This window comes from Amycolatopsis taiwanensis DSM 45107 (assembly GCF_000519205.1).
In the GTDB taxonomy this organism is placed as follows: Bacteria; Actinomycetota; Actinomycetes; order Mycobacteriales; family Pseudonocardiaceae; genus Amycolatopsis_E; species Amycolatopsis_E taiwanensis.
Map to the genome: position 1 here is coordinate 424,661 of NZ_JAFB01000003.1, position 24,838 is coordinate 449,498.

General features: G+C 69.6%; 22 protein-coding genes. 12 read left to right on the top strand and 10 right to left on the bottom strand.

The genetic code is table 11. The features are described from left to right. Window positions 1-72 precede the first annotated feature (72 nt). Window positions 73-633 (top strand): YceI family protein, encoded by a 561-nt coding sequence (locus A3CU_RS0102010; protein ID WP_027940842.1) that lies wholly within the window; start codon window positions 73-75, stop codon window positions 631-633. A 23-nt stretch (window positions 634-656) separates the two neighbouring features. Here A3CU_RS0102010 and A3CU_RS0102015 read toward each other — a convergent pair whose 3' ends face one another. From A3CU_RS0102015 to A3CU_RS0102025, 3 genes are all read right to left on the bottom strand, one after another. Continuing rightward, window positions 657-1,238, bottom strand: a complete 582-nt coding sequence (locus tag A3CU_RS0102015; RefSeq protein ID WP_027940843.1) for a TetR/AcrR family transcriptional regulator — start codon at window positions 1,236-1,238, stop codon at window positions 657-659. After that, window positions 1,235-1,432 carry a DUF5708 family protein gene (locus A3CU_RS0102020; RefSeq protein WP_027940844.1) on the bottom strand — a complete coding sequence of 66 codons (198 nt, stop codon included), beginning with the start codon at window positions 1,430-1,432 and terminating at the stop codon, window positions 1,235-1,237. Before A3CU_RS0102020 ends, A3CU_RS0102015 begins: the two co-directional genes overlap by 4 nt. A 79-nt stretch (window positions 1,433-1,511) precedes the next feature. Continuing rightward, a complete protein-coding gene (locus A3CU_RS0102025) occupies window positions 1,512-2,417 on the bottom strand; it encodes a phytoene/squalene synthase family protein (protein WP_027940845.1) in 906 nt (301 codons plus the stop codon). A 368-nt stretch (window positions 2,418-2,785) separates the two neighbouring features. Here A3CU_RS0102025 and A3CU_RS0102035 point away from each other — a divergent pair, with 368 nt between their 5' ends. After that, complete coding sequence (locus A3CU_RS0102035) at window positions 2,786-3,820, top strand: LLM class flavin-dependent oxidoreductase (protein ID WP_027940846.1); 1,035 nt, start codon at window positions 2,786-2,788, stop codon at window positions 3,818-3,820. Between the two features lie 32 nt (window positions 3,821-3,852). Beyond that, window positions 3,853-4,401, top strand: a complete 549-nt coding sequence (locus A3CU_RS0102040; protein ID WP_043840476.1) for a Chromate resistance protein ChrB — start codon at window positions 3,853-3,855, stop codon at window positions 4,399-4,401. 4 nt (window positions 4,402-4,405) lie between these two features. On the opposite strand, the gene A3CU_RS43155 is transcribed toward A3CU_RS0102040, so the two are convergent. After that, window positions 4,406-5,359 carry a DNA adenine methylase gene (locus A3CU_RS43155; protein ID WP_169739579.1) on the bottom strand — a complete coding sequence of 318 codons (954 nt, stop codon included), beginning with the start codon at window positions 5,357-5,359 and terminating at the stop codon, window positions 4,406-4,408. 80 nt (window positions 5,360-5,439) lie between these two features. Here A3CU_RS43155 and A3CU_RS0102050 point away from each other — a divergent pair, with 80 nt between their 5' ends. Next, window positions 5,440-5,847, top strand: a complete 408-nt coding sequence (locus tag A3CU_RS0102050; protein ID WP_027940848.1) for a PaaI family thioesterase — start codon at window positions 5,440-5,442, stop codon at window positions 5,845-5,847. Between the two features lie 149 nt (window positions 5,848-5,996). On the opposite strand, the gene A3CU_RS0102055 is transcribed toward A3CU_RS0102050, so the two are convergent. Both A3CU_RS0102055 and A3CU_RS0102060 read right to left on the bottom strand, forming a co-directional pair. Beyond that, window positions 5,997-6,512: a cupin domain-containing protein gene (locus A3CU_RS0102055; RefSeq protein WP_052371370.1), complete on the bottom strand. Its 516-nt coding sequence runs from the start codon at window positions 6,510-6,512 to the stop codon at window positions 5,997-5,999. Window positions 6,513-6,894: 382 nt separating this feature from the next. Beyond that, window positions 6,895-7,803: a LysR family transcriptional regulator ArgP gene (locus A3CU_RS0102060; protein WP_027940850.1), complete on the bottom strand. Its 909-nt coding sequence runs from the start codon at window positions 7,801-7,803 to the stop codon at window positions 6,895-6,897. A gap of 60 nt (window positions 7,804-7,863) precedes the next feature. Here A3CU_RS0102060 and A3CU_RS0102065 point away from each other — a divergent pair, with 60 nt between their 5' ends. After that, on the top strand, window positions 7,864-8,475 hold the full coding sequence (locus A3CU_RS0102065; RefSeq protein ID WP_027940851.1) for a LysE/ArgO family amino acid transporter: 612 nt from the start codon (window positions 7,864-7,866) through the stop codon (window positions 8,473-8,475). A gap of 218 nt (window positions 8,476-8,693) precedes the next feature. Here A3CU_RS0102065 and A3CU_RS43160 read toward each other — a convergent pair whose 3' ends face one another. Beyond that, entirely contained in the window at window positions 8,694-9,386 is a 693-nt protein-coding gene (locus tag A3CU_RS43160; RefSeq protein WP_052371371.1) for a TetR/AcrR family transcriptional regulator, read from the bottom strand. A gap of 278 nt (window positions 9,387-9,664) precedes the next feature. On the opposite strand from A3CU_RS43160, the gene A3CU_RS0102075 reads away from it, so the two are divergent. Continuing rightward, entirely contained in the window at window positions 9,665-11,239 is a 1,575-nt protein-coding gene (locus A3CU_RS0102075) for a Re/Si-specific NAD(P)(+) transhydrogenase subunit alpha (protein WP_027940852.1), read from the top strand. A 3-nt stretch (window positions 11,240-11,242) separates the two neighbouring features. Beyond that, entirely contained in the window at window positions 11,243-12,691 is a 1,449-nt protein-coding gene (gene pntB, locus A3CU_RS0102080) for a Re/Si-specific NAD(P)(+) transhydrogenase subunit beta (protein WP_027940853.1), read from the top strand. 118 nt (window positions 12,692-12,809) lie between these two features. Here pntB and A3CU_RS0102085 read toward each other — a convergent pair whose 3' ends face one another. Beyond that, window positions 12,810-14,279, bottom strand: coding sequence for an amidohydrolase family protein (locus A3CU_RS0102085; protein WP_052371373.1), 1,470 nt, complete (start codon window positions 14,277-14,279; stop codon window positions 12,810-12,812). A gap of 359 nt (window positions 14,280-14,638) precedes the next feature. Between A3CU_RS0102085 and A3CU_RS43165 the strand changes: the two genes are divergently transcribed. The 3 genes from A3CU_RS43165 to A3CU_RS55050 all read left to right on the top strand — a co-directional run bounded on the left by A3CU_RS43165 (window position 14,639) and on the right by A3CU_RS55050 (window position 19,604). Beyond that, window positions 14,639-14,992: a hypothetical protein gene (locus A3CU_RS43165; RefSeq protein ID WP_052371374.1), complete on the top strand. Its 354-nt coding sequence runs from the start codon at window positions 14,639-14,641 to the stop codon at window positions 14,990-14,992. 3 nt (window positions 14,993-14,995) lie between these two features. Further along, window positions 14,996-19,369 carry an HAD-IC family P-type ATPase gene (locus A3CU_RS43170; RefSeq protein ID WP_052371375.1) on the top strand — a complete coding sequence of 1,458 codons (4,374 nt, stop codon included), beginning with the start codon at window positions 14,996-14,998 and terminating at the stop codon, window positions 19,367-19,369. A gap of 109 nt (window positions 19,370-19,478) precedes the next feature. After that, complete coding sequence (locus tag A3CU_RS55050; protein WP_281174074.1) at window positions 19,479-19,604, top strand: hypothetical protein; 126 nt, start codon at window positions 19,479-19,481, stop codon at window positions 19,602-19,604. Window positions 19,605-19,663: 59 nt separating this feature from the next. On the opposite strand, the gene A3CU_RS43175 is transcribed toward A3CU_RS55050, so the two are convergent. Then, the gene (locus A3CU_RS43175) at window positions 19,664-20,062 is read right to left on the bottom strand and encodes a hypothetical protein (protein WP_027940855.1); all 399 of its coding nucleotides are present in this window, start codon (window positions 20,060-20,062) and stop codon (window positions 19,664-19,666) included. A 724-nt stretch (window positions 20,063-20,786) separates the two neighbouring features. On the opposite strand from A3CU_RS43175, the gene A3CU_RS43180 reads away from it, so the two are divergent. Both A3CU_RS43180 and A3CU_RS0102115 read left to right on the top strand, forming a co-directional pair. Beyond that, on the top strand, window positions 20,787-22,286 hold the full coding sequence (locus A3CU_RS43180) for an MFS transporter (protein ID WP_052371376.1): 1,500 nt from the start codon (window positions 20,787-20,789) through the stop codon (window positions 22,284-22,286). A gap of 273 nt (window positions 22,287-22,559) precedes the next feature. Beyond that, on the top strand, window positions 22,560-23,768 hold the full coding sequence (locus A3CU_RS0102115; protein WP_027940856.1) for an FAD-dependent oxidoreductase: 1,209 nt from the start codon (window positions 22,560-22,562) through the stop codon (window positions 23,766-23,768). Window positions 23,769-24,010: 242 nt separating this feature from the next. On the opposite strand, the gene A3CU_RS0102120 is transcribed toward A3CU_RS0102115, so the two are convergent. Next, window positions 24,011-24,820: a class I SAM-dependent methyltransferase gene (locus A3CU_RS0102120; RefSeq protein WP_027940857.1), complete on the bottom strand. Its 810-nt coding sequence runs from the start codon at window positions 24,818-24,820 to the stop codon at window positions 24,011-24,013. Between the last annotated feature and the right edge of the window lie 18 nt (window positions 24,821-24,838).

Here is a 24,838-nt window from a genome sequence, read left to right on the forward strand (position 1 = left end):
GGGACGGCCGGCGACCTCGCCCGGACCCGCGCGAAGCCTGACGTGGCCGCCGCAGGCCGGTACGCTGCGGATATGGCGCTGCAGGATGGCACCTACCGGATCGGACCGGATGTGGGGCGGCTGCTGGTGCACACCGGCCGCACCGGTCTCGGCTCCAAGGCCGGGCACGACCTGACGCTCGGGGCGACGTCCTGGTCCGGCACGGTGGTGGTGGACACCGGTGATCCCGCGCGATCGTCGGTGACCATCGACGTCCGGGTCGCGTCCCTGCACGTGGTCAGCGGCAGCGGCGGGGTCAAGCCGCTCACCGACTCCGATCGCGCGGACATCGAGCGCATCATGCGCGACAAGGTCCTCGATGCGGCAAGGCATCCGACGATCACGTTCCGGTCCACCCGGGTCTCGGGCACCCTGGAGTCCTTCACCGTGGACGGCGAGGCGACCATAATGGGCACCCCCCGCCCGGTGACGGCGAGCGGAAGCGCCGACGCGGACGGCCGGGTGCGGGCGAGGGCGACCGTGCCGCAGAGCCGCTGGGGAATCAAGCCCTACTCGGCGTTCTTCGGGGCGCTCAAGGTCGCCGACGACGTCGTGATCGAGGTCGAGGTGGCGCTGGAGGCACCCAGCCCCTGAGCCGGGTGGGGCTGGACTACGTACTACGTCGACATCTTCTTACTCGCCGGAATCTCCTCACCGGGTCGTCCAGGCGGCGATGCCGATGCCGGTCGATCACGGCCGAGTAGGAATGGCTCCAGTGTTCGCTCGACCAGGGCCTGACGGTCCGCCATCGGTAGCATCAGACACTGGAGCGTGACGCCGTCGATCAGCGCAAGCAGTTGCGCGGCGACGACTTCCGTCAGGCCGGCGTCCACAAACCATTGCCGCAGGTACGCGTCGAGCCTTGCGGCCTGCTGCGTCAACGCCGGGTCGGCCATCGCGCTCGCCGCGTGCGCGAGCCACACTCGAGCACGCCGTTCTCGCCGCTCGTCCAGCGGAAGCCAGCGCACCACCATCTCACGCAACGTGTCCGCTTCCGCGGCTTCGAGGTCGGCCAGGAACTGCTCGCCCGCGTACTCATAACAGTCCAGGACAAGGTCGTTCTTGGTTCGGTAGTAGTACTGCACCTGCGCCGGCGACACCCCGGCCGCGGCGGCGACGGCGCGGATGCTCAGGGCGCTGACGCCCTGCTCCACCAGCACTGTCATCGCGGCCTCCAACAGGTACGCCCGTCGCGTCATCGCTCCCCGACCGACGGCCGCAGCAACCTGGCCACGGACACCGCCACCTCGATCACTCCGAGCACGGCGACTACCGCCCCAACCTGCCGCAAACCGACCACCGGCGTCTCGACGTCATGGAACACGAAGTACAGCACCAGCCCCACGGCCACCATGACCGCACCGGCGACCACCGACCACGCATGTTTCCGCATAACTCCTCCTATACAGACGTACAATACGATCGTACAGGATCGGATATCGCCATTGGTCCATAGTTCCTGGTCTCCGGAATCAGCTCGCTCGACGCGCCCACAGCGCCCGCGCAACCGCGCCGGCCGCCACCCGCGCCCGTCGCGCGCGACCGACCCTGGCCCGGTGGGTGAACACGGCGAAGCCGCTGTCCTCGATCCGGTCCAGGATCTCCGAGTACAGCACGAGCGCGGTGGCCACGCACGGCCGCGACACCGGCCGGAGCAGTTCCACCCCCTGCCGGGCGAAGTCGTAGACGGCGCGGGTGATGGCGTGCTGGTCGGCCAGTGCCGCGCGCACCCTCGGCTCGGTGCGGCCGGTCCGCCGGCACCAGCCGAGCAGGTCCTCGTCGACGCCGAACGCGGCGAGCTCGTCGGCCGGCAGATACACCCGTCCCCGGTCCAGATCCTCGGCCACGTCCCGGACGAAGTTGGTCAACTGGAACGCCTTGCCGAGCGCGGCGGCGTAGGGTGCGACCTCGGCGGGCGGGGCGACTGTGCCCAGCACCGGCAGCACCTGCAGCCCGATCACCTCGGCCGAGCCGTGCACGTAGACGTCCAGCGCGGCGCGGTCGGGATAGTCCGTGACGGTCAGGTCCATCCGCATCGCGGCGAGGAAATCCTTGAACAGCACCGGATCGAGGTCGTACCGGGACGCGGTGTCCACCACGGCGGCCAAAACCGGATGGTCGCTGTGCCCACGGCGCAGTCCGGCGTGCAGCACGCCGCCCAGTTCGGTCAGCCTCGCGGCGATCTCGTCGGGGGTGGTGCCGGGCGGCGGGGTGTCCACAATGTCGTCCGCCCAGCGGGCGAAGCCGTAGAGCGCGTGCACGGCCGGGCGCCGCGCGCGGGGCAGCAGCTTCGTGGCCAGGTAATAGGTCCGCCCATGCCGGGCGTGGAGCCGCTCGCACCGCAGGTAGGCGGCGTCCAGCTCGGTTCCGTCAAGCATTCGATCGTTTCTCACGTACCGCACGAGGCGTGACCGCCCGGTCACGGCCGTTGCAGCCGAGGTAGGCCGGCAACTCGCGGACCGGTCTCCAGGGAATCGTGTCCTCGCGGACCTCCTCGGCGGAACCCGCCATAACGGGCGGCCGGTCCGATCCCTTCCGACGCCAGAACGCCATGCCGCCTCTCCTGTCTCGCCGATCCCGGCAATCCGGTCATTGCCGTGCCAGAGCGTACCGACCGCCTCCAGGCAGCCGGAGAACCGGAACGCCCCGGGGGAGCGCCGCCTGGCGTTTCCGCCTGCCGGAAGGCGGCACCCACGGGCGGCCGAAGTGTTGCCACGCTGGGGAACGGCGGCGGAGAGGAGACGGCATGGAGTTCGGGATCTTCGATTCCTTCGACCTCGGCGTGCACGACCCGGGTGAGGTGCTGCGCACCCGCCTGCGGTTCGCCGTCGAGGCGGAGCGGCTCGGAATCGGCCATTACCACGTGACCGAACATCACGGCACCCCGCTGTCGGTGTGCCCGTCACCGAACCTGTTCCTCGCGGCGGTCAGCCAGGACACGCGGAAGATGCGGATCGGCGCACTGGTCAACGTGCTGCCCAGTTACGACCCGTTCCGGCTCGCCGAAGAGATCGCCACGCTCGATCAGCTCAGCGCCGGCCGGATCGACTTCGGTGGCGGTGCCGGCGTGAGTCCGTACGAACTGGCCATTTTCGGAATCGACGCGGAACAGGCGAAGCCGGTTTATCGCGAAACACTTCAGGCGGTGACGACCGCACTCCGAACGGGCCATATGCGCCATGCGGGACGGTTGCTGCGTTCGTACGACGCGGAATTGTCAATACTTCCCGTTCAGCGCCCGTACCCGCCTTTGTGGTATGCGTCGGGCAACCCGGCCACGGCGGCATGGGCCGGGCGCCACGGCATCAATTTCATCGGCCGCTGGAACGGCGGCGCGATCACCGAGGCGATCCGGACTTATTGGCGAGCATGGGAAACACACCGACACGAGGACGGGCGGCTCAACGAGCACGTCACCACGCCGCGGGTAGGCCTATCGAGCCGGGTGGTGATCGCGCCCACCGAAAATCAGGCCCGCGAGATCTTCGAGCGCGCCAACGACCTGTTCTGCGCGCGAGTGACTCACCTGTGGCACCGCAATTCCGATCATCGGATCGACCGGACCTTCGCCACCGAGCCCGCCCTGGCCAGCGGGTTCGCCTGTGTCGGCACGCCTGATTCGGTGCGCGACCAGATAGTCGATCAGCTCCGGGTATGTAGCGCAAACTATTTCGAAGCGTCGATGTTCTTCGGCGACCTGACCTTCGACCATGCGCTGTACACCCTGCGCGCGTTCACCGAGCAGGTCGCCCCCGCGGTGGCACGGGCCGATCGACCCTGATCCGGCCGGGCGCGCCTGCTACCTTCGCCAACGTGACTGACCGCAACCGGTCCCGGTGGACGGTGCTCGTGGTGCGAGTGCCGGCCGAGCCGTCCCGCCATCGCGTCGCCGTGTGGCGCGAGCTGCGGCGCATCGGCGCACTGTCGCTGGGCCAGGGCGCCTGGGTGGTGCCGGACGTGCCGGTGTTCGCCGCCGGGGTGGCCAGGGCCATCGAACTCGCGCACCGCGGCGACGGCGAGGTGCTGGTACTGGACGCGACCGGGCACGCCGAGCCCGACACGGCCCGGCTGGAGGCGCTGTTCACCGCGGAACGGGCCGAGGAATGGGCCGAGTTCCTCGCCGACTGCGACAAGTTCGACGCCGAGATCGACGCCGACATCCGCAAGGCCAAGTTCACCATGGCGGAACTGGAGGAGGACGAGCAGAGCCTGGAACGGCTGCGGCGCTGGTACCGCGAGCTCAAGGCACGCGACGTGTTCGGCGCACCCGCCGCGACCGAGGCCGAGCGCAGGCTCACCGAGTGCGCCGACCGGCTCGCCGGCTACACCGAGCGGGTATTCCAGGCCCTGCACCAGATGTGACGCGCTACCGGCCCGCTCGGCGCAGGCACGCGTCGACGGCCTCCGCACCGCCGAGGCGTTGCACCAGCGCGGGTGAAAGGTACAGCGACTCGATGGTCGTCCGGGTCTGGCCCATGAGCGTGCCCTGGGTGGAGATACCGGCCATGACGTGACGGTGGGTGAGGCCGAGTTCGCCGGGCAGCGCGTAGCCGTATCTGTTGTCGTCGGTCACCACGTCGTAGGACACGACGAAGGAAACGTTGTTGTCCACGGCCTTTTGCAGCACCTCCACGAACAGCTCACGCCGCAGGCCGGACGAGTAGCGGTGGTCGCGAACGTCGCTGGTGCCCTGGTAGGGCGGGTCGAGGTAGACCAGGTCGTCCGAGCAGGCGCCGGTCAACGGGTCCTCGTAACCACAATTGTCCGCTGTGGAGCCCCGCAGCAGGGCGGACACCCGGCCGATGCGGTCGGCGATGATGGCCGGCCTGGCGCCGAGCCGGCGGTGGTCGGCACCCTGGTTGAAATGACCCGTCTTCGGGCTGTACCGCACGGCGGCCTTGACGCACCGGGACAGCAGGTAGAACAGCAGCGCGGGTTCCCGGGTGACGTTGAACCTTTCGCGAACCCTCAGGTAGTAGCCGCGCGGGTCGTCGAGCTGCTCGTGCCACAACCGCGCGTACTCGGTAACAAGTCGCCCCGGCTCGTCGAGGATGAGCCGCCACATTCCCACCAGCGGCGCGTTGACATCGGACAGCGCCACCGAACAGGCGAGCCCGTGGTGACGGGCCGCCACCGAGACGGCCGCGGAACCGGCGAACGGCTCGATCAGGCGCGGCACCCCGCCGTCGGGGAAACAGGAAAGGATCCGGGAGGCGAGCAACCGCTTGCTCCCCTGGTACGGGAAGGCCTGCGGCACGGCGCGAGCACCGGTCGCTCTCCAGGGCGCCCGGTGGTTTGTGGCGCCGATCACAGCGGTCACCACCCGAGAGTAGCCCCGAAACGCCACCTGACCGCAGAAGACGCTCGCGTGTCGCGAGCCGCGACTGCTACAAGTGGACCATGAGTGAAGTCGACGAAGAAGGCACCGCACTGTTCCACCAGACCATGCCGTTTACGAAACTGCTCGGCGTCGAGGCGCTCGAGCACGGCAAAGACGTGGTACGCGCCCGCCTCGCCTGGGACGAGTCGCTGTGCACGCTCGGCGGCGTGCTGCACGGTGGCGTGCTGATGTCGCTGGCCGACGCGACCGCCGCAGTGTCGGCTTTCCTCAACCTTCCCGAGGGCGCGCAGGGCACCACGACGATCGAGTCGAAGACGAACTTCCTGCGCCCGGTGCGCGGCGGCCACGCGCTGGCCACCGCGCGGCCACTGCACGCCGGGCGGCGGGTGATCGTGGTGGAAACCGAGATCCACGACGACGCGGGCGCGCTGGCCGCCAAGGTGACGCAGACGCAAGCGGTCCTGTAGCCGGCCCTCACCAGCGCAAGGTGATCTCGATCCGTTCACGGGCAGTGGGGCCTGGAAGTCGCAGCACCTGTCGTGGAACAACGGCCCTATGGACAACTGGGTGCCGAGTCGTCCACCGGTGTGCAGTTGATCGAGCGGACGAACGCTGGTCAGCCTCGCGACCACTTCTGCTGGGCCCACGGGATGGTGGCTGGCGCAATCCAGTAGTTGTTGAAGAACCTCGTAACCTGCGTGGAGTCCGGCGCATCCAGCCCTGGTGGGGGCAGTTCGCGGCGCTCCGCCGGTCGGGAGCACCCCAGAATGGCCTGTTCGAATCCGGCCGGGGTGTAGAAGTTGAGACAGTGACAGACTTCCGTTCCGGTCACCTTGAACTCATGCACGACGTTCCGCGGGATATGGCCCAGACTGCCCGCCCCGAAGACGACTTCCTGCCCGCCGACGACGGCTGTCATCTCCCCGGCCAATACGTAGAACGCCTCGTCCTCATACGAGTGGACATGCGGAGGTGGGCCGGACCCAACCGGCATGAACTGTTCGATGACGGAGTATTCGCCGTTGGTGTCCTCGCCGGTGGCCAAGACCAGCCACAGGATATCGAGCAGCCACCGCGCGGGGGCGTCGTCTCTGCTACGGGTAAAGGGATTGCTGGATACGATCGGATTCATGGCGACGACCTCCAGAAGCTGCGATCGAACGTCAACCGTAATCCCGCTCCGGGATATAGAGTTATTCCGGCCAGTCACTTATTCACCGGGCCGCCAGTTGGCTCGTTTTGAGCCATGAGCACTGTACCCGGTCCAGTAAACGGCTGGTTCGCCTGACTGATTAATTCCAAATCTTGAATTACCGTCGGAACATTTTATCATGCGGCCGTATTCGGCGCGTCTAACCTATCGCCGGCAGGAGCCACCGCCAGGCCGGGGAGAGTGTGTTGCGCTGGAACCAGCCCGAAACCGTCTACGCGATCCGGCGTCGTGGAGCCGAACATCAGCGCGTGGCGCCGCAAGACGCTCGGCGGGAATCGCCCGCACACGCACTGACTGCGGGTCAGCCAATCCTCGCTCGGGCGGGGTGCAGGGCCTCGGCCGCGGCGGCGGCCACGGCTTCGGCGGTGGCCGCCAGCACCGGCGAGTCGAGCTTCCACTGTTGCCAGTACAGCGGCACGTCGACCGCCCGCTCGTCGATCCGAACCAGGTTGCCGGCCCGCAGCCGCGGTTCGGCCTGTGCGGTGGGCAGCATGCCCCAGCCGAGGCCGGCGGTGACGGCACGCGCGTAATCCTCCGACGCCGGAACGTGGTGACGCAGCGGCCCGGCGCCGCGGCCCCGGGTCAGACGCCGGGCGAAGCTGTCCTGCAACTCGTCCCGCCGGTCGAACACCACCACCGGGATCTCGCCCACCGCCTGCCGCAGCGGGCGGTCCAGCCACCGGGCCACGAACTCCGGGCTCGCCACCGGCAGGTAGCGCATGCGGCCGAGTGAGCTGACCGAGCAGCCCTGCACCGGGTCCGGCGACGAGGTCACCGCCGCCATCACCACCCCCTCGCGCAGCAGCTTCGTGGTGTGGTCCTGGTCCTCGCGGTGCAGTTCGAAGCAGACCCGCAGGCCGGCCGGAACCCGGGTGAGTGCGGACAGGAACCAGGTGGCCAGCGAGTCGGCGTTCACCGCGATGGGCACCGCGGCCGGTTCCCCGGTGCCGGCCATGCCCAGTTCCGCCCGCGCGTCGGTCTCCAGCCGGGCGAGTTGGCGGGCGAACCGGACCACGATCTCGCCGGAAGAGGTCAGCCGGACCGGCTTGGTGCGCTGCAGGAGCACCCGCCCGGTGGTCTGTTCCAGTGCCTTGATCCGCTGACTGACCGCCGACGGCGTGACGTGCAGTGCGGCCGCGGCGGCGTCGAAGGTGCCCTCGTCCACCACCGCGAGCAACGTGCGCACCTGGTCCAGCGGAATCACAATCACTGATGTTACTTAAGAATCTTTAGCTGGACTGCATCTGCGGACCTGCTTAGCGTCGAGCGCGTGACAGCCGTCCTGCTCGCCGTGGCCGCCGGGTTCGGCACGGGTCTCTCGCTCATCGTCGCCATCGGCGCGCAGAACGCGTTCGTGCTGCGGCAGGGCATCCGCCGCGAGGCGGTGCCGCTTGTGGTGGCGATCTGCACGGCCTCCGACGCCCTGCTCATCGCGCTGGGCGTGGCCGGGGTCGGGTCGCTCGTGCAAGCCGAGCCGACGGCGCTGCGGGTGGTCGGCGTCGGTGGCGGCGTGTTCCTGATCTGCTACGGCGTCCTCGCCGCCCGCCGGATCGCGCGGCCCGCTGCCCTGACCACCACCGGGACGACCATCGGCTCCGCGCGCCGGGCCGCGCTCACCTGCCTGACCCTGACCTGGCTCAACCCGCACGTCTACCTGGACACCGTGCTGCTGGTCGGTTCGATCGCGGCCACGCACGGACCGCTGCGGTGGAACTTCGCGTTCGGCGCCACGCTGGCCAGCGTGTGCTGGTTCGCCGCGCTCGGCTTCGGTGCGCGCCTGCTCACCGGATTCTTCACCCGCCCGTCGTCCTGGCGGATCCTCGACAGCCTGGTCGCCATCACCATGCTCACCGTCGGCGTGACCCTGCTCGCCGGCGCCTGAAACTCCGTGTCCCCGCCCCAGGCCACCGAATCCCCGCCTCAGATCGATGAATTCCGACTTCAGGACGCCGAGTTCCCGCCTCAGGTCACCGAGTTCCCGCTTCAGGACGTTGACTTCCCGCTTCAGGACGTTGACTTCCCGCTTGAGGCCGCCGTGTTCCGGCCTGAGGCGGGAACTCAGACGCCTGGACCGGGAACTCAGACGCCTGAGGCGGGAACTCAGACGCCTGAGGCGGGAACTCGGGCGCCTGGACCGGGGACACGGGTGCCAACGGCGCGGACGGCCGACTCGGTCAGCCGCGCCACGTGGTCCAGCAGCATGTCCCGGGTCTGCTCCAGCGGTTCGGTGGTGCGCCGCACCTTCGTCAGCAGCAACGCGCCCTGGACCGCGGCCAGCGTCGCGGTGGCCAGCCCGTCCGCGTCGACGTTCACCGGCAACTCGCCGCGGCGGTACATGTCGCGAAAGGCGGCCCGGATGCCTTCCTCCCACCGGGTGAACGCCGCACCCACGCCCGTTCTGGCGCCCGGGTCGAGGTCGGCCAGCTCACCCGCCAGCAGGCCGACCGGGCACCCGCGGTGCCCGCGCCGGTGCTGGTCGGCGATGAGGAAGTCGAACCAGGCCCGTAACCCCGCGGGCTTGTCGAGGTCGGCCAGCGTCAGCTCCTGACCGCCGACGACGGTTTCGTTCTGGTACTCGACGACCGCGTGCACGAGCGCCTGCTTGTCCACGAAGTAGTGGTAGATCTGCGAGCTGCTCACCTGCGCCGCGGCGCGCACCTGCTCCATGGTCGTACCGGTCACCCCGCGCTCGAACATCAGCCGGGCGGCCGCCGCGACGATGCGCTGGCGGGTGTCCGCACCCTTGACGGTCAGCGCGGGCGCACCCGGCGATTCCGCACTCTTCACGCTCATGTGTGTTTCTCCGCGACCCTGCGCGCGACCGCGATCGTGTCGACGGGGCGCTCCATCCGAGAACTCATACCGGACAGTGTAAAAGGCTTCTGGAACGTCTAATCCATAGTCGGGAAAACTCGCCATCTCCGCAGGTACCGGCTTGCGTCGTGCACTGGCGCGTGCTTTCATCTAGATCAGTACCGGCCGCGTGGCGAGCCGGAGGCGGCGACGCAAGCGAACTCTGCAGAAACGAGATGGCTATGCCAGAAACGCAGAATGGATCGCACAATCCAGAATTGGACGACGAGACGTCCGCGTCTCCGCCCAAACGGATCGGCGTGCCCGCTGAGTCGACACCCGGTGAGACCCGCGTCGCCGCCACGCCGGCGACGGTGCGCCAACTCCTCGCCCTCGGCTACGACGTCCTCGTCGAGTCCGGCGCCGGGCTGGAGTCGAGCTTCACCGACGAGGCGTTCACCGAGGCGGGCGCGAAGATCGGCGGACGGGAAGACGTGTGGCGCAGCGATGTCGTGCTCAAGGTCAACGCACCCTCCGACGCCGAGATCGGCTCCCTCGCCGAGGGCGCCACGCTGGTCGGCCTGATCTCCCCCGGTCTCAACCCCGGCCTCGTCGAGACGCTGGCCGGCCGGCCGGTCACCGTGCTGGCGATGGACGCGGTGCCGCGCATCTCGCGGGCCCAGTCCCTGGACGTGCTGAGCTCGATGGCCAACATCGCCGGGTACCGGGCCGTGATCGAGGCCGCGCACGCCTTCGGCCGCTTCTTCACCGGCCAGGTCACCGCGGCCGGCAAGGTACCGCCCGCCAAGGTGCTCATCGCCGGCGCCGGGGTGGCCGGGCTCGCCGCCATCGGCGCGGCGAGCAGCCTCGGCGCGGTGGTCCGCGCCACCGACCCGCGGCCGGAGGTCGCCGACCAGGTGCGCTCGCTCGGCGGCGAGTACCTCGCGGTGAACGTCGAGCAGGAGGCCAGCACCGACGGCTACGCCAAGGCGACCTCGGCGGACTACGACCGCCGGGCCGCCGAGATCTACGCCGAGCAGGCCGCCGACGTGGACATCATCGTCACCACCGCGCTCATCCCCGGGCGCCCGGCGCCGAAGCTCATCTCCGCCGAGCACGTCGCGAGCATGAAGGCCGGCAGCGTGATCGTCGACATGGCCGCCGCACAGGGCGGCAACGTCGAGGGATCGGTGGCGGGTGAGGTGGTGGTCACCGCCAACGGCGTCACGATCATCGGCTACACGGATCTCGCCGGCCGCCTGCCCGCCCAGGCATCGCAGCTCTACGGCACCAACCTGGTGAACCTGATGAAGCTGCTCACGCCGGGCAAGAACGGCCAGCTCACGCTCGACCTCGAGGACGTCGTGCAGCGGTCGATCACCGTGGTGCACAACGGCGAAAAGCTGTGGCCGCCACCGCCGGTGCAGGTCTCCGCCGCGCCGGCGGCGCCGCCCCCGGCCGCCGCGCCCGCGGCGGGCAACGGCAGTGTCAGTGGGAAGCGCACCCTCACCCCGGCCCGCGCCTACGCGATCACCGGCCTCGCGGTCTCGGTCCTGTTCCTGCTCACCGCGTTCGCACCCGGCCAGCTGCTCGGGAACTTCACCGTGTTCGTGCTGGCCGTCGTCATCGGCTATTACGTGATCGGGAAGGTGCACCACGCCCTGCACACCCCGCTGATGTCGGTGACGAACGCGATCTCCGGGATCGTGATCGTCGGCGCGCTGCTGCAGATCGGCCACGAGCACACCGCGGTGACCGTGCTGGCCGCCATCGCGATCTTTTTGGCCAGCATCAACGTCTTCGGCGGCTTCGCCGTCACCCGCCGCATGCTCGGCATGTTCTCGAGGAGCTGACCCATGAGCGCCGCCGCTTCCGCAGCGTATGTCGTTGCGGCCCTGCTGTTCATCCTCAGCCTGGCCGGACTGTCCAAACACGAGACTTCCCGCTCCGGGGTGGGCTTCGGGATCGCCGGCATGGCGATCGCGCTGGCCGCGACGATCGGGGTGGCCGTGCAGAGCATCCAGGCCGCCAGCATCACCCTGATGGTCGTCGCGATGGCCGCGGGGGCCGTGATCGGTCTCCTGCGCGCCAGGCGGGTCGAGATGACCGGGATGCCCGAGCTGATCGCGTTGCTGCACAGCTTCGTCGGCCTCGCCGCGGTGCTGGTCGGCTGGAACGGTTACCTCGACGTGGAGGCCCAGCCAGGCCAGACGGAGATCTCCGGGTCGCTGCTGGGCATCCACCACGCGGAGGTGTTCATCGGGATCTTCATCGGCGCGGTCACCTTCACCGGCTCGATCGTCGCCTACCTGAAGCTGTCCGCCAAGATCAACAGCCGCCCGCTGATGCTGCCCGGCAAGAACCTGCTCAACCTCGGCGCGCTCGCCGCGTTCGTGGTCCTGACCGTCGCGTTCGTCATCCAGCCGGGCCTAGGCCTGCTCATCGCGGTGACCGCGGTGGCCGCCGCGCTCGGGGTGCACCTGGTGGCCTCGATCGGCGGTGGCGACATGCCGGTGGTCGTGTCGATGCTCAACAGCTACTCCGGCTGGGCAGCCGCGGCGTCGGGCTTCCTGCTCGACAACAACCTCCTGATCGTGACGGGGGCGCTCGTCGGGTCGTCCGGTGCCTACCTGTCCTACATCATGTGCCAGGCCATGAACCGCTCGTTCATCTCGGTCATCGCGGGCGGGTTCGGGATCGAGGCGCCCGCCGGTGACGGCCCCGACTACGGCCAGCACCGCGAGATCACCGCCGAGGAGACCGCCGGACTTCTGCGCGACGCCGGCAGCGTCGTCATCACCCCCGGCTACGGTATGGCCGTCGCACAGGCCCAGTACCCGGTCGCCGAACTGACCCGCACGCTGCGCGAGCGCGGCGTGCAGGTGCGCTTCGGCATCCACCCGGTGGCCGGCCGCCTGCCCGGGCACATGAACGTCCTGCTCGCCGAGGCGAAGGTGCCCTACGACATCGTCCTGGAAATGGACGAGATCAACGACGACTTCGCCAGCACGTCGGTGGTGCTGGTCATCGGCGCCAACGACACCGTCAACCCCGCCGCCGCCGAGGACCCGTCCAGCCCGATCGCCGGCATGCCGGTCCTGCGGGTGTGGGAAAGCGAGAACGTGGTGGTGTTCAAGCGTTCCATGGCGGCGGGTTACGCCGGTGTGCAGAATCCCCTGTTCTTCCGGGAGAACACCCAGATGCTGTTCGGCGACGCGAAGGAGCGCGTGGAGGACATCCTCCGCGTCCTCGCCGCGGACCAGCCCAGCCGCGGGGCCTCCCTGTCGGCCGCCGGACGCGCATGAGTGACCCGTTCGTGCCGAATTTCGACAGTAACGAGTCACTCATGCCAAAAACGCGCGCGTGTCCCCGGCCCAGGCTCACGAGTTCCGGGTTCGGGCACGCGAGTTCCGGGTTCGGCTATCACTCCGTGTGCTGCACGGCGACGCCCTCGCCGCGGTACTCGCTGTAGGTGTAGGGGTTGGCGATCACATTGGTTTCCGGAATCTCCGGTTCCATGGCCTGCTGCCAGGCTTGTTCACCCATCTCCTTGCGCGCGTGCTCGACCGTCGCCTCCACCGGCCCACGAGCCCGGTCGAGATCGATCCCGACCAGCTCGTGGCGGTACTTCACGACCTTCCCGTTGACCAGCACCGTGTGCACGTCCCCGCGGCCGGCCTGGTAAACGACGTGACCGTAGGGGTGCAGGATCGGGAACATCACCGGGGAGCGGTCGTTGTGGATCAGCACCAGGTCGGCCTGCTTGCCCGGGGTCAGCGAGCCGATCTTCTCGTCGAGACCGAGCGCGCGGGCACCGCCGATCGTCGCCCACTCGACCACGTCGCGGGACCGGAGTTTGTTGTGTACCACGGTTTCGCCCGCGCCGTGTGCTTCAAGATGCTCGCGTGAACGGTCCGCCGACAGCGTGGCCCGCATGGCCGAGAAGAGATCGCCGCTCCACCACACGCTGGTGTCCATGGACAGCGACACTTCGATCCCGTGACGGCGCAGCTGCCAGGTGGGCGGGTAGCCCTGGCCCGCGCTCTGCTCGCTTTCCGTGGAGACCGACACGGTGCCGCCGGAAGCTGCGATCCGCTGATAGGAGTCCTCGCTGAGCGTCGCGGCGTGCACGTAGGTGACATTCGACTTCATGAAGCCGTGCTCCCACATCAGCCGGATGCCGTTGTCGTTCGTCGCGCCCCACACGCCGGCATGCGTGGTGACCCGCAGGTCGAGCTCGCGCGCGGCCTCGAACGCGCCCTTCTCCGGGAATTCCTCGTCTCCGGTGACGTCGAAGGCCAGCTGCAGCCCGAGCATGTCGTCGCGAGTGGCGAAATGACGGTCCACAAAGGACCGAAATCCGGCCGAGTTGGCCCATTCCCATGGTGCGCCGAGCAGATTGCCGTAGGCCAGCACGAACCGGCCGGGCACCGCGCGCAGGGCCTCGACAGCGGCATCGCCGTGCTCGGGGGTCTGCAGTCCGTGGGACCAGTCCACCGTGGTCGTGACGCCCGCGTCGAGGGCCTCGATCGCAGAAAGCAGGTTCCCCGCGTATATGTCCTCCGGCCGGAAGATCTTGCCCCAGTTGAGGTAATAGAAGACGAAGTACTGGGAAAGCGTCCAGTCGGCGCCGAGCCCGCGCAGCGCGGTCTGCCACATGTGCCGGTGCGTGTCGACCATGCCCGGCATCAGGATTCCGCCGGTCGCGTCGATCACGACCGCGCTTTCCGGCGCTTCGATCCCCTGTCCCACACGCTCGATGCGTTCGCCTTGGACAAGCACGTCTCCGCCGTTCAGCACACCGATCGCCGGATCCATGGACAGCACGGTCGCATTGCGGAACAGGATCGGGCGCTCGGGCGTGAAGTCGGCACCCCGCGGCTCATTGCTCATGTGGTCACCTCGTCGTGGCCAACGGACATATGTCCGCTGTACGGTCGCCTGTGCTGCGTGACGATGCTCTGACGGTTGCGGAATGTCAAGTCCTCGTGTCAAAGCCGTTAACAGCTACCCAATGCCGGGACGACGAAGGCTTACGGACGAATGTCCGCATCACGGTTGAGCTGAACAGGCCACCGCTTGAGCGGGGCACGGGACAAGGTAGACGCCACCGGGGGGCACCGGTGGACCGGAGGCCGGCAGGCCATCGTTGGACCGAAAGACGCAAGCACGAATACGCTTAATTGTTCAGTTGATATTGGACCGAACGTAGCATTGGAGAATCGCGAGAGTCACGGACGAGGAGAGCGCCGATGCCCACCAAGGCCAGAACCCGGCAGCCGGCGACCGAAGCGCGGAGGACCCGGGAACGCGAGACACCGCGCACCGCGAAGGTCGACCTGCCGTTCGTCACCGCCGAGTTCCGTGTTCCACAGCTACCGAACCGGGAGGACATGGCCGAGACCGCGCGATCGCTGATGCCGTCCGCGCGGGAGGCCGCCTACTACGGCGGTCTCATGCTGCTGGCCGCCTTCGAGATGATCGAGTGGCCGGTGGCCGCCGCGATCGGCGTCGGTGCCGCCGTGCTGGGCCGCGGCCACGACCGCGGCGAGCGCGAGGAGCACGAAGCGGCGGCACACGCCCGCGTGCCCACACCACGGCAGTAGTCGATGGCGCTCCCGGCTCTCACGGGCATGCTGACGGCTGTCACGCGGCTCGCCAAGCCCGTCACCGACACGCTCGGCGCGGTCCTGGGCGCGTCGACCGGGCGCCGGATGCGGACGGCCGGCGACCGGCTGGACGTCGAGGTCCGCGGCGTGCACCGGCCCGGAACCGAGGAAGCCGTCGAGGCGCTGCGGCAGCGGTTGCTCGCGCTCGACGGCGTGAGCGCGGTGGAAGTCAACGGGCACTGGGGCCGCGCGGTGATCACCCGTGACCCCGAGGTGACCGACTCGCGGGACATCGTCGACGTGGTGACGGCCCTCGAGCAGGAGTGGGACCTGGCCCGCTACGGACAGGCGCCCGCCAGCGCCCGCCATCCGGCGAATTCCGGCCCGGCGATCCGGGAACTGGCCGCGCTCGGGATCAGCCTCGCCGGCGCCGGCTACACGGTCGCGACGCGGGCCCTGCCCGGGCGCCTGCCGACGGTATGGCCGTCGCTGTTTTCCCTGGCGGAGTCGTCACCGCGGATTCGCGCCATCGTCGCGCGACAACTGGGCCGTCCGGTGGCCGACACGATCTTCGCCATCGGTGGCGCGACCGGCCAAGCGCTCGCGCGCAGCCCGCTGGGGCTGCTGACCCATACGACGCGCCGGTTGTTGCAGCACCGCGAGGTGACGGCACGGCAACAAGCCTGGCAGCACTGGGAAAGCACGACCGCCGGGCGGCCGGGACTGCACGAAGCCGCAGCGCTGGAGAGCCCGCCGCGCCCCACCGCGCTGCCCGCCGGTCCCATCGAAAGGCTGGCCGACATCTCGGTAGCCGCCGCGCTCGCCGGTTTCGCGACGGCGCTGGTGGCGACCCGTAACTCCGATCGCGCCACGGCGCTCCTGACATCCGGTACACCGCGCGCGGCATTCGTCGGACGAGAAGCCTTCGCCAGCCAACTCGACACGCACTTTTCCCGGGCGGGCAGCCTGGTGCTCGAACCCGACGCGCTGCGCCGCCTGGATCGCGTCGACACCGTCGTGCTCGACGGGTCGATCCTGACGACCGGACGATACATTGTGGACAGTGTGGCGCCGGTCGGGAAGAAGCTGGGAGAAACGGAACTGTCGCAGCGGGCCCATGATCTGCTCGATACCCGGCATCCCAAGGTCTCCCGGGAACGCGATGGCTGGGTACTCGCTCCGGTCAACGGCGCCTCCCCCGCCCACGTCCGGCGCCGCGCGCAGCAACTGTCTATTTCGGACAATGTGATGCTGGCGCTACAGAGCGGGAACCGGGCCGTCGGGCTCGTCCGGGTCGTGCCGGAGATCGACCCGATGGCCGAGGCACTTCTCGACGCGGCACGCCAGGCCGGGCCGGTGCTGCTGGCCGGTGGCCGGCCAGGGCTGCGCGAGCGGCTGCCCGCCGACGGCGCGGTGGCCGGGGGCCACCGCCTGCCGGAGGTGGTTCGCGGGTTGCAGGCCCAGGGGCGGGTCGTCGCGGTGGTCAGCCGGCAGCGTGCCGCGCTGGCCGCGGCGGATGTCGGCCTGGCCGTGCACGGCCCGGGTGGCACCGTGCCGTGGGACGCCCACGTCGTCTGCCCGGACGCCGGCCAGGTGGCCCTGCTTCTTTCGGCAGCGGGCGTCGCCCGCCGGACCTCCACCGACGTGGCTCGCGTGTGCATCGCGGGATCGGTGATCGGCGCGCTGCTGGGCGGGCTCGGGCCGGCCGCGGGGGCGACCACGCGGGCCTCGGTGCCCGTCCACCTCGGCGGGATGCTGGCGATCGCACTGGGGGCGTGGCGTGCCGTCACGGCGGGCACGCGCCCGGCGCCACAGCCCGTCGATCGCACGCCATGGCACGAGATGTCGCCACGCGCCGTGCTGGCGCTGCTGTCCAGTTCCCGCGACGGGCTCACGGAAGCGGAGTCCGCGCGCCGGCACGGCCGGAGCGCGGAACCCGAAGACGTCGGCGAAACCGGCCTCGTGCAGGCGTCGGCCGACGAGCTCGCGAACCCGCTGACCCCGGCGCTGGCCGCCGGCGCCGGCATATCGGCGAGCCTCGGTTCGATCACCGACGCCCTGCTGATCACCGGCGTGCTCGCGCTGAACGGGTTGATCGGCGGGGCACAGCGGGTCGGCGCCAACCGGGAACTGCGCCGGTTGCTGGAAACCAGTTCGGCGCCGGTCCGGTTGCGCCGCGAAGGTGTGGTGCGCGAGGCGCGGGCCGCCGACCTCGCCCCGGGTGACGTGATCGAGTTGCGGGCGGGCGACGCCGTGCCCGCCGACTGCCGGCTCATGGAGGCCACCGGGCTGGAGGTGGACGAGTCCAGTCTGACCGGCGAGTCGCAACTGGTGGTCAAGACCGCGCAGGCCACGAGCGCGGACGAGGTCGCCGACCGGGTGTCCATGATCTACCAGGGAACGGTCGTCGCGTCCGGCCACGCCGTGGCCGTGGTCGTGGTGACCGGGGAACGCACCGAGGCCGCCCGCGGCGCGCGAACGACCGGCGAAGCGCCCCGGACCGGCGTCGAAGCGCGCCTGCGTGAGCTGGCCGGCCGCACCCTGCCGATCGCCGCCGTCGCCGGGGCGTTGCTGATGGGTGTGGACCTGTTGCGCGGACGTGGTCTGGGCAAGGCACTGAGCCAGTCGGTCGGTCTCGCCGTCGCCGCGGTCCCGGAGGGTTTGCCGTTCGTCGCCACCGTCGCCGAACTGGCGTCGGCGCGGCGGCTGTCCCACCAGGGTGTCCTGGTGCGCAGCGCCAGCACCATCGAGGCACTCGGCCGGGTCGGCGTGTTGTGTTTCGACAAGACCGGGACCCTGACCGAGGGCCGGATCGGCCTGCGGAGGGTGTCGGACGGCGCCGTCGAATCGAGGATCACGAACCTCACGCCCGCGCTCGAAGCGGTACTCGCCACGGCGGTGCGGGCGAGCCCGTGGCAGGAGTCCGACGCCCGCGTGCCGCATCCGACCGACCGCGCCGTGCTCGAAGGGGCGCGCGAGCTGGGCATCACCGCCGGGCACGGCATGCAGGACCTGCAGTGGATCACCGAGATCGCCTTCGAACCGGCGCGCGGCTACCACGCGACGTTGATGCGGCACGCGGACGGATTCCTGCTCAGCGCCAAGGGAGCCCCGGAGATCATGCTCGGCCGGTGCGTGCGCTGGCAGCGCCCGGACGGGTACCACCCGTTCAACGCGGACGCGCTGCGGCAGGTGGAGGGGCAGATCGAACGGCTGGCCAGCCGCGGCTACCGGGTGCTCGCAGTGGCCGAACGCAGCGCGTCGGACCGGGCCGAGCTCGATGACGAGCGGGTTCAGCGCCTCGACTTCCGCGGCCTGGTCGCGCTCGCGGACCGGGTCCGGCCCACCGCGGCCGCCGCGGTGGACCGGCTCAGGCGGGCCGGCGTCGACGTGGTGATGGTGACCGGCGACCATCCCGGCACCGCGGCGGCGATCGGCGCCGAACTCGACATGATCGACGGCCGGGGGGTGCTCACCGGAGCCGAGCTGGACTCGCTCGACGAGCGGGCACTCGCCGAGGTGTTGCCCGAGATCGGCGTGTTCGCCCGGGTCAGCCCGACACAGAAGGCCAGCCTGGTGCGCCAGTTGCGCAAGGCCGGCCGGGTGGTCGCGATGACCGGGGACGGGGCCAACGACGCGCCCGCCATCCGGCTCGCCCACGTGGGCATCGCGCTCGGCTCGCGCGCCACGCCCGCCGCGCGCGAGGCCGCCGACCTCGTCGTCACCGACGACCGGATCGAGACGATCACCGCCGCGCTCCTCGAGGGCCGGGCGATGTGGTCGTCGGTGCGCGACGCGGTCGGAATCCTGCTCGGCGGCAACCTCGGCGAGATCGCCTTCACGCTCCTCTCGGGCCTGTTCGGCACCAGCGACACGCTCAACGCCCGCCAGTTGCTGCTGGTCAACCTGCTCACCGACGTCCTCCCGGCGATGGCCGTCGCCGTGCGTCCGCCACCCGACGTGACCGCGGACGAACTGCTCGAGGAAGGGCCGGAAGCCTCGCTGGGCGGCGCGATGCTGCACGACATCTACCGGCGCGCCGCGGTCACCGCGGGTGCCGCGACGGCCGGCTGGATGCTGGCCCGGCCGGCCTCCACCCCGGGCCAGGCGAGCACCACCGCACTCGTCTCGCTGGTCGGCGGCCAGCTCGCCCAGACGATCGCGATCCGCGGGCGCACTCCCCTCGTGGTCGGCGCCGGGCTCGCCTCGCTCGTGGTTCTGGGCACGGTGGTGCAGGTGCCCGGGCTGAGCCAGTTCTTCGGCTGCCGCCCCCTGCTGCCGCACCAGTGGGCCATCGCCGCCGGCGCGTCCGGCGCCGCGGGCGGCGCGGAACTGCTGTGGCGGGTCCCGTTCCGGAAAATGATCTCCCGGTAAGCGGACATTCCTCCCGAGTTCACCTTCTCCTTACCTTTTCCCCGCCTGCACAACACGTACGTGCTCGACCCTGGCACCGTAGAAAGACATCGGAACAGGAGTGTTTTCCATGCCTGAACTGTTCGCCACGGTCCTCGCCAGGGCGGGAATGCTGCTTCTCGAGGCCGTCATCGTGCGCGTGGTACAACAGATCTTCGTGGCCTTCACCAAGCCCAGCGCCACCGCCGTCGCGTAACGCCCAGCGGCTGGTAACCGGCCCCGCCGAGTGGGTTCTTCCAGGCTGACCTCGACGCCTTACAGCAGTTCATCACGACACTTCAGCAGTCGGCGAAGGATGGAGTCCGCGCTCGACGCGTTGAAGTCCGCGGACGGTGCATCGGCACCAAGGATCTCGACGACGCGGCCGAGGATTTCCCGCCCAACTGGCGCTATGGCCTCGGCGAGCTGAAGAAAAAGACCAAGGACACCAACGACGGGGCCGGCCAGGCCCACCGCGCCTACCAGGAAACGGAGCAGGAGCTGCGGAACTCGCTCCAGCAACCGGCCGGGGCCGGTCGAGGGGGCCGACGCGTGAGTTACGCCGAACACCCGAATATCGGTTCCGACCCCGTGCCCGGCATGCCGGACGCGGTGGAATCGTTGCACGGCTGAGCCGGCCCACGCGCACCAGTCGCTCGGCAAGGCCGTGGACATCGTCCGCGGCCGGCACCGCGTACTGGTGGACTTTCAAGGACTCCGCGAACGTCCTGCGGGTGCGCTGAGCCGGGGACGAGCGGCAAATGTCCATTGTGGACTCGGCTTGACTCGGCAACCCGGAATACGTTCAAGCCGTCGCCGAACGCGCCCGGATCTGAGCCGCGCCGGGATCTGAGCAAGGTCATGACGCCCATGCACCCACCCCCGGGCCACCTCCTACCACCCCCACCGTCCTATCTGGACTCACCCGACCCATGACTGGTCGCCCCCTGCCAAACCGCCGAAACACTGAACCCGACGCAAACACCCGTGTCCCCGCTTCAAGCACCCGAATTCCCGCCCCAGGCGCCCGAGTTCCCGTCCCAGCCACCTGAGTTCCGGGTCCAAGCACCCGAGTTCCCGCCCTAGGCGCCCGAATTCCCGCTCCAGACACCCGAGTTCCGGGTCCAAGCACCCGAGTCCCCACTCCAGGCCCCTGAGTTCCGGGTTCAGGCACCCGAGTTCCCGCTTCGCCACGGAGTTCGACGAACGCGAAACGGCCTGACGCCTCCCTGTTGACGGAGTGAGCGCTCACTCCGTACGGTAGGTGCGTGGTTGACACCTCTTCAACTGACTCCCGGTTCGACCGGGAACCCCTGCTCCTCGCCCCGGATCCCCCCACTAAGGAAGAATTGGTGGACCTCTTCCGGCCCGCCGGACTTACCAACCCCGCCGCGGCCCGATGACACCCGACGCGTACGACAAGCTCGCACCCCGCCGCCGGACGCTGATCACCTTCGCCCTGCTGGGCTGCGCATTCCTGGCCATGCTGGACGGCACCGTGGTCGGCACGGCCCTGCCGCGCATCATCGAGCAGGTCGGCGGCGACGGCTCCTCCTACGCCTGGCTGGTCACCGTCTACCTGCTGACTTCCTCGGTCAGCGTGCCGGTCTACGGCCGGTTCTCCGACCTGTACGGCCGTCGCCGCCTGCTGCAGGGCGGACTCGCCGTGTTCCTGCTCGGCTCGCTCGCCTGCGGACTGGCCGGCTCCATGGAAATATTGATCATTTCCCGCGCGGTGCAGGGCCTGGGCGCCGGAGCCCTGCTCACCCTCGGCATGGCCCTGATCCGTGACCTCCACCCGCCCTCCCGTGCGGAGGGGTTGATCCGCATGCAGACGGTGCTGGCCACCATGATGGTGCTCGGTCTGGTCGGCGGCCCGCTCGTCGGTGGCCTGCTGGCCGACCACGCCGGTTGGCGCTGGGCATTCTGGCTCAACCTCCCCATCGGCCTGGCCGCCGCGGCGATCCTCACCCTCGCGCTGCCCGACCGTCGCCCCGCCAAGGCACCGGCCGGCCGGCTCGATGCGGCCGGAATCCTTCTGCTCACCGCCGGTCTCTCTCTGGTTCTGACCGGCCTCAGCCTCAAGGGCAACACATCCGCCGGGCTCCCGATGACGTGGACAGATCCCACCGTCGCCGGTTGCCTGCTCGGTGGTCTGGCCTTGCTCGCCCTGCTCATCCCCGTCGAGCGGTGCGCCGAGGTCCCCATCCTGCCGTTGCGGCTGTTCCGCCGTCGCACCTACGCCGCGCTGCTGGCCGCCGGCTTCTTCTTCCAGGTTGCCGCGCTGCCCCTCGGCGTCTTCCTGCCGCTGTACTTTCAGTACGTCCGTGGTTATTCGGCCACCGTCTCCGGATTCCTGCTCCTCCCCCTGCTGATCGGCATGACGCTGGGCAACCGGCTCACCGCCACCGCCGTTCTGCGCAGCGGCCACGCCAAGCCCGCTCTCCTGACCGGTGCCGGACTCCTCACCCTCGGCACCGTCGCCTTCTTCACCCTGGGCACTGCGACATCCCCGGCGCTGACCTCCGTCTGGCTGCTCATCGCGGGACTAGGCACCGGACCGGCCATGGGCGGCATCACCATCGCCACCCAAAACTGCGTCCCGCACGACGACATGGGCACGACCACCGCGGGCTCAGCCCTCACCAAGCAGATCGGCGGCGCGTTCGGCCTGGCCTGCGCCCAGTCCCTGATCAGCCTCCACACCGCGGCCGCACCCACCGCGTCGGCGATCGGCTCCACCGTCGCCTGGAGCGGAACCATCGCCGGACTTCTCGCCCTGGCCGCTCTCCTTGCCATGCGCAACGTCCCCATCTCCGCGCCCGGAAGCCGCAGCGCCGCGCCCGCCACCAGGGCCGCCGCTTCCGCCGCCCCCACAGTCGGCGGGCCTGCCGCATAACAGCTTGGTGCGTGTCGGCGAACGAGCGTCCGCCGAAGACACCACACGGCACGCCGCGTCCCAGTGTCCAAATCGGATGGTCTGGTCACCGAGCGGGCCGCGTGGTCGGCCGGCCTGGTTCAGCCGAACCCGTGATACGGTGATCAACGAGGACGCGCGAAGACACGGTCCGGTATGGGTTAGTCCGGACGGCGCCACGCGCTTCACACCACATCCGACTGGGTGCGACCTGTGCGTCCCTTCCGTTGCTGCTGCACGAAAGGGACTGTGCTCATGTCGAGTCCGCACGTCATTGTCATCGGCGCCGGCCTGGGTGGGCTCGCGCTGGCGCAAGGGTTGCGCCAGGCGGGAATCGAGGTCACCGTCTACGAACGGGATACCTCGCTCACCGCGCGTCGCCAGGGCTACCGGCTACACCTGGACGCCCACGCCCGGGATGCCCTGCTCCGGCTGCTACCGCCACGGTTGTTCGAGCTGTTCCTGGCCACCGCCGGCACCCCGAACCCGCAGTTCGTGCTCCTGGACGACCAGCTCAACCACATCCTGACCCAGGACACCCCCGAAGAGCCGGCGCATTTCGCGGTAGACCGACTGGTGCTGCGGCAGATCCTGCTTGCCGGCCTCGAGGACATCGTCCGGTTCGGCACGCGGTTCCAGCGTTACGAGATCGGTTCGCAGGGCCGGGTGACCGCGTATTTCGCCGACGGAAGCCACGCCGGTGGCGACGTGCTGGTGGCCGCCGACGGAGTGAACTCCGCGGTACGCGGCCAGTACCTGCCGCACGCCCGGATCATGGACACCGGGGTGCGCCAGCTCTACGGCATGATCCCGCTGTCCGACCGCACTCGGCCGCTGTTCGACGACCGGATGCTCGGCATCTTCACCGCGATCACCGGCCAGGACGGCACATTCGTGGGCGTCGCGCCGGTGCAGTTTCCCGAACGTCCCCAGCAGGCCGCCGCCCGGATCGCCCCCGAGTTGCGCCTGCCGCCGGTCTCGGACTACATGACCTGCTCGTTCGGTGCCCGCCGCGAATGGTTCGGCGATGCCGACACCCGCCTGCGCTCGATGAGCGGTCAGGAACTGCACGCGATCATCACCGACGCCGTGCGGACCTGGCACCCGCGGGTACGCAAGATCATCGCCGCCTGCGACCCGGCCTCCGTGTTCGCGCTTCCGTTGCGCACCAGCATTCCCGTCGCAGGGTGGGCCACCACCCAGGTTACGTTGCTCGGCGACGCCATCCATGCGATGAGCCCGGCAGCCGGGGCCGGCGCCTGCGCCGCATTGCGCGATGCCGACCGGCTGACCACCGCGCTGCGCACGGCCGCGGCCGGCCACGATCTCCTTAACGCGCTGCGTGCCTACGAGTCGGAGATGATCGACTACGGGTTCGCCGCGGTACGGGCCGGAGCCAGCAACGGACAGCGATTCCTCGGCCAGGACCCCCTTCCTGATGAACAACCCGCCGCAAGCGCCTGACTCCCGGGTTCGGGCATCAACCCGAACCCGGAACACAGACGCCCGAAGCGGGAACTCGGACACCTGAAGCGGGAACTCAGGCGCCCGAACCCGGAACTCGGACACCTGGGCCCGGAACTCGGGCGACTGAAGCGGGAACTCGGGGGCCTGAAGCCGGAACTGAGGCGCCTGAGTCCGGAATTCGGGGGCCTGAAGCGGGAACTCGGGGGCCTGAGGCGGGGACACGGCTGTTGCGCTGGGAGTTACCGGGGTTTCGTGGCGCGGATCGAGTACATCAGCGGAACCCGGGGTCGCTCGGCGGGCAGCCGGTAGGCGATGCCATCCCGCTCCAGCACGGCGAACCGCGGCCAGAGCGTGTAGTCGTGCTCGTGCAGGAAGTCGATGCGCAGCCCCGCCGCGGCCAGCGCGGTGACCACTTCGCCCAGCCCGTGCGCGTACTCGATCGACCGGGTGTGCCGGACGCGGGCCTGCGGGTCCGCGTAGCTCCCCGCGTCCGGCTCGTCCCACACCTGCGGCCCCTCGGCGAAATAGTCGAACGTGACCGTGCGTCCCTCGGTTTCGTCGAGGGTGTCGGCGAACGGGTGGAATTCGGCTAGATAGAGAAACCCGCCCGGTTCAAGGAGATCAGCGATGACCTTCGCCCACCGGTCCACATCGGGCAGCCAGCACAGCGCGCCCAATCCCGTGTAGACGATGTCGTATGTCTCGCCCAGGACTGTCGCGGCGTCATACACGTCGGCAACGACGAAGCGGGCGAATAAGCCAACATCGTCCGCAACCGTGCGGGCGGCCTCGATCGCCTTCGGCGAGAAGTCCAGTCCGGTCACGTCGGCGCCGCGCCGGGCCCAGGACAGGGTGTCGAGCCCGAAATGGCATTGCAGGTGAACGAGGCGACGACCGGTGACCGCACCGACCTCGACCAACTCGAACTCCCGCAGGCTCGACGCCCCGGCCTTGAATCCGGCCACGTCGTAGAAATCGCTCGCGACGTGGATCGCGACCCGCTCGTCCCAGAGCGGCAGGTTGACCGCGAGATAGTCCGATTCCGGCATGTTCGCGAGCTTACGGGG

Coding starts and splice junctions, on each gene's coding strand:
- A3CU_RS0102010 (WP_027940842.1), top strand. CDS start 73: ATGGCGCTGCAGGATGGCACCTACCGGATCGGACCGGATGTGGGGCGG.
- A3CU_RS0102015 (WP_027940843.1), bottom strand. CDS start 1,238: ATGACGCGACGGGCGTACCTGTTGGAGGCCGCGATGACAGTGCTGGTG.
- A3CU_RS0102020 (WP_027940844.1), bottom strand. CDS start 1,432: ATGCGGAAACATGCGTGGTCGGTGGTCGCCGGTGCGGTCATGGTGGCC.
- A3CU_RS0102025 (WP_027940845.1), bottom strand. CDS start 2,417: ATGCTTGACGGAACCGAGCTGGACGCCGCCTACCTGCGGTGCGAGCGG.
- A3CU_RS0102035 (WP_027940846.1), top strand. CDS start 2,786: ATGGAGTTCGGGATCTTCGATTCCTTCGACCTCGGCGTGCACGACCCG.
- A3CU_RS0102050 (WP_027940848.1), top strand. CDS start 5,440: ATGAGTGAAGTCGACGAAGAAGGCACCGCACTGTTCCACCAGACCATG.
- A3CU_RS0102055 (WP_052371370.1), bottom strand. CDS start 6,512: ATGAATCCGATCGTATCCAGCAATCCCTTTACCCGTAGCAGAGACGAC.
- A3CU_RS43160 (WP_052371371.1), bottom strand. CDS start 9,386: ATGAGCGTGAAGAGTGCGGAATCGCCGGGTGCGCCCGCGCTGACCGTC.
- pntB (WP_027940853.1), top strand. CDS start 11,243: ATGAGCGCCGCCGCTTCCGCAGCGTATGTCGTTGCGGCCCTGCTGTTC.
- A3CU_RS0102085 (WP_052371373.1), bottom strand. CDS start 14,279: ATGAGCAATGAGCCGCGGGGTGCCGACTTCACGCCCGAGCGCCCGATC.
- A3CU_RS43165 (WP_052371374.1), top strand. CDS start 14,639: ATGCCCACCAAGGCCAGAACCCGGCAGCCGGCGACCGAAGCGCGGAGG.
- A3CU_RS43170 (WP_052371375.1), top strand. CDS start 14,996: ATGGCGCTCCCGGCTCTCACGGGCATGCTGACGGCTGTCACGCGGCTC.
- A3CU_RS55050 (WP_281174074.1), top strand. CDS start 19,479: ATGCCTGAACTGTTCGCCACGGTCCTCGCCAGGGCGGGAATGCTGCTT.
- A3CU_RS43175 (WP_027940855.1), bottom strand. CDS start 20,062: ATGTCCACGGCCTTGCCGAGCGACTGGTGCGCGTGGGCCGGCTCAGCC.
- A3CU_RS43180 (WP_052371376.1), top strand. CDS start 20,787: ATGACACCCGACGCGTACGACAAGCTCGCACCCCGCCGCCGGACGCTG.
- A3CU_RS0102115 (WP_027940856.1), top strand. CDS start 22,560: ATGTCGAGTCCGCACGTCATTGTCATCGGCGCCGGCCTGGGTGGGCTC.
- A3CU_RS0102120 (WP_027940857.1), bottom strand. CDS start 24,820: ATGCCGGAATCGGACTATCTCGCGGTCAACCTGCCGCTCTGGGACGAG.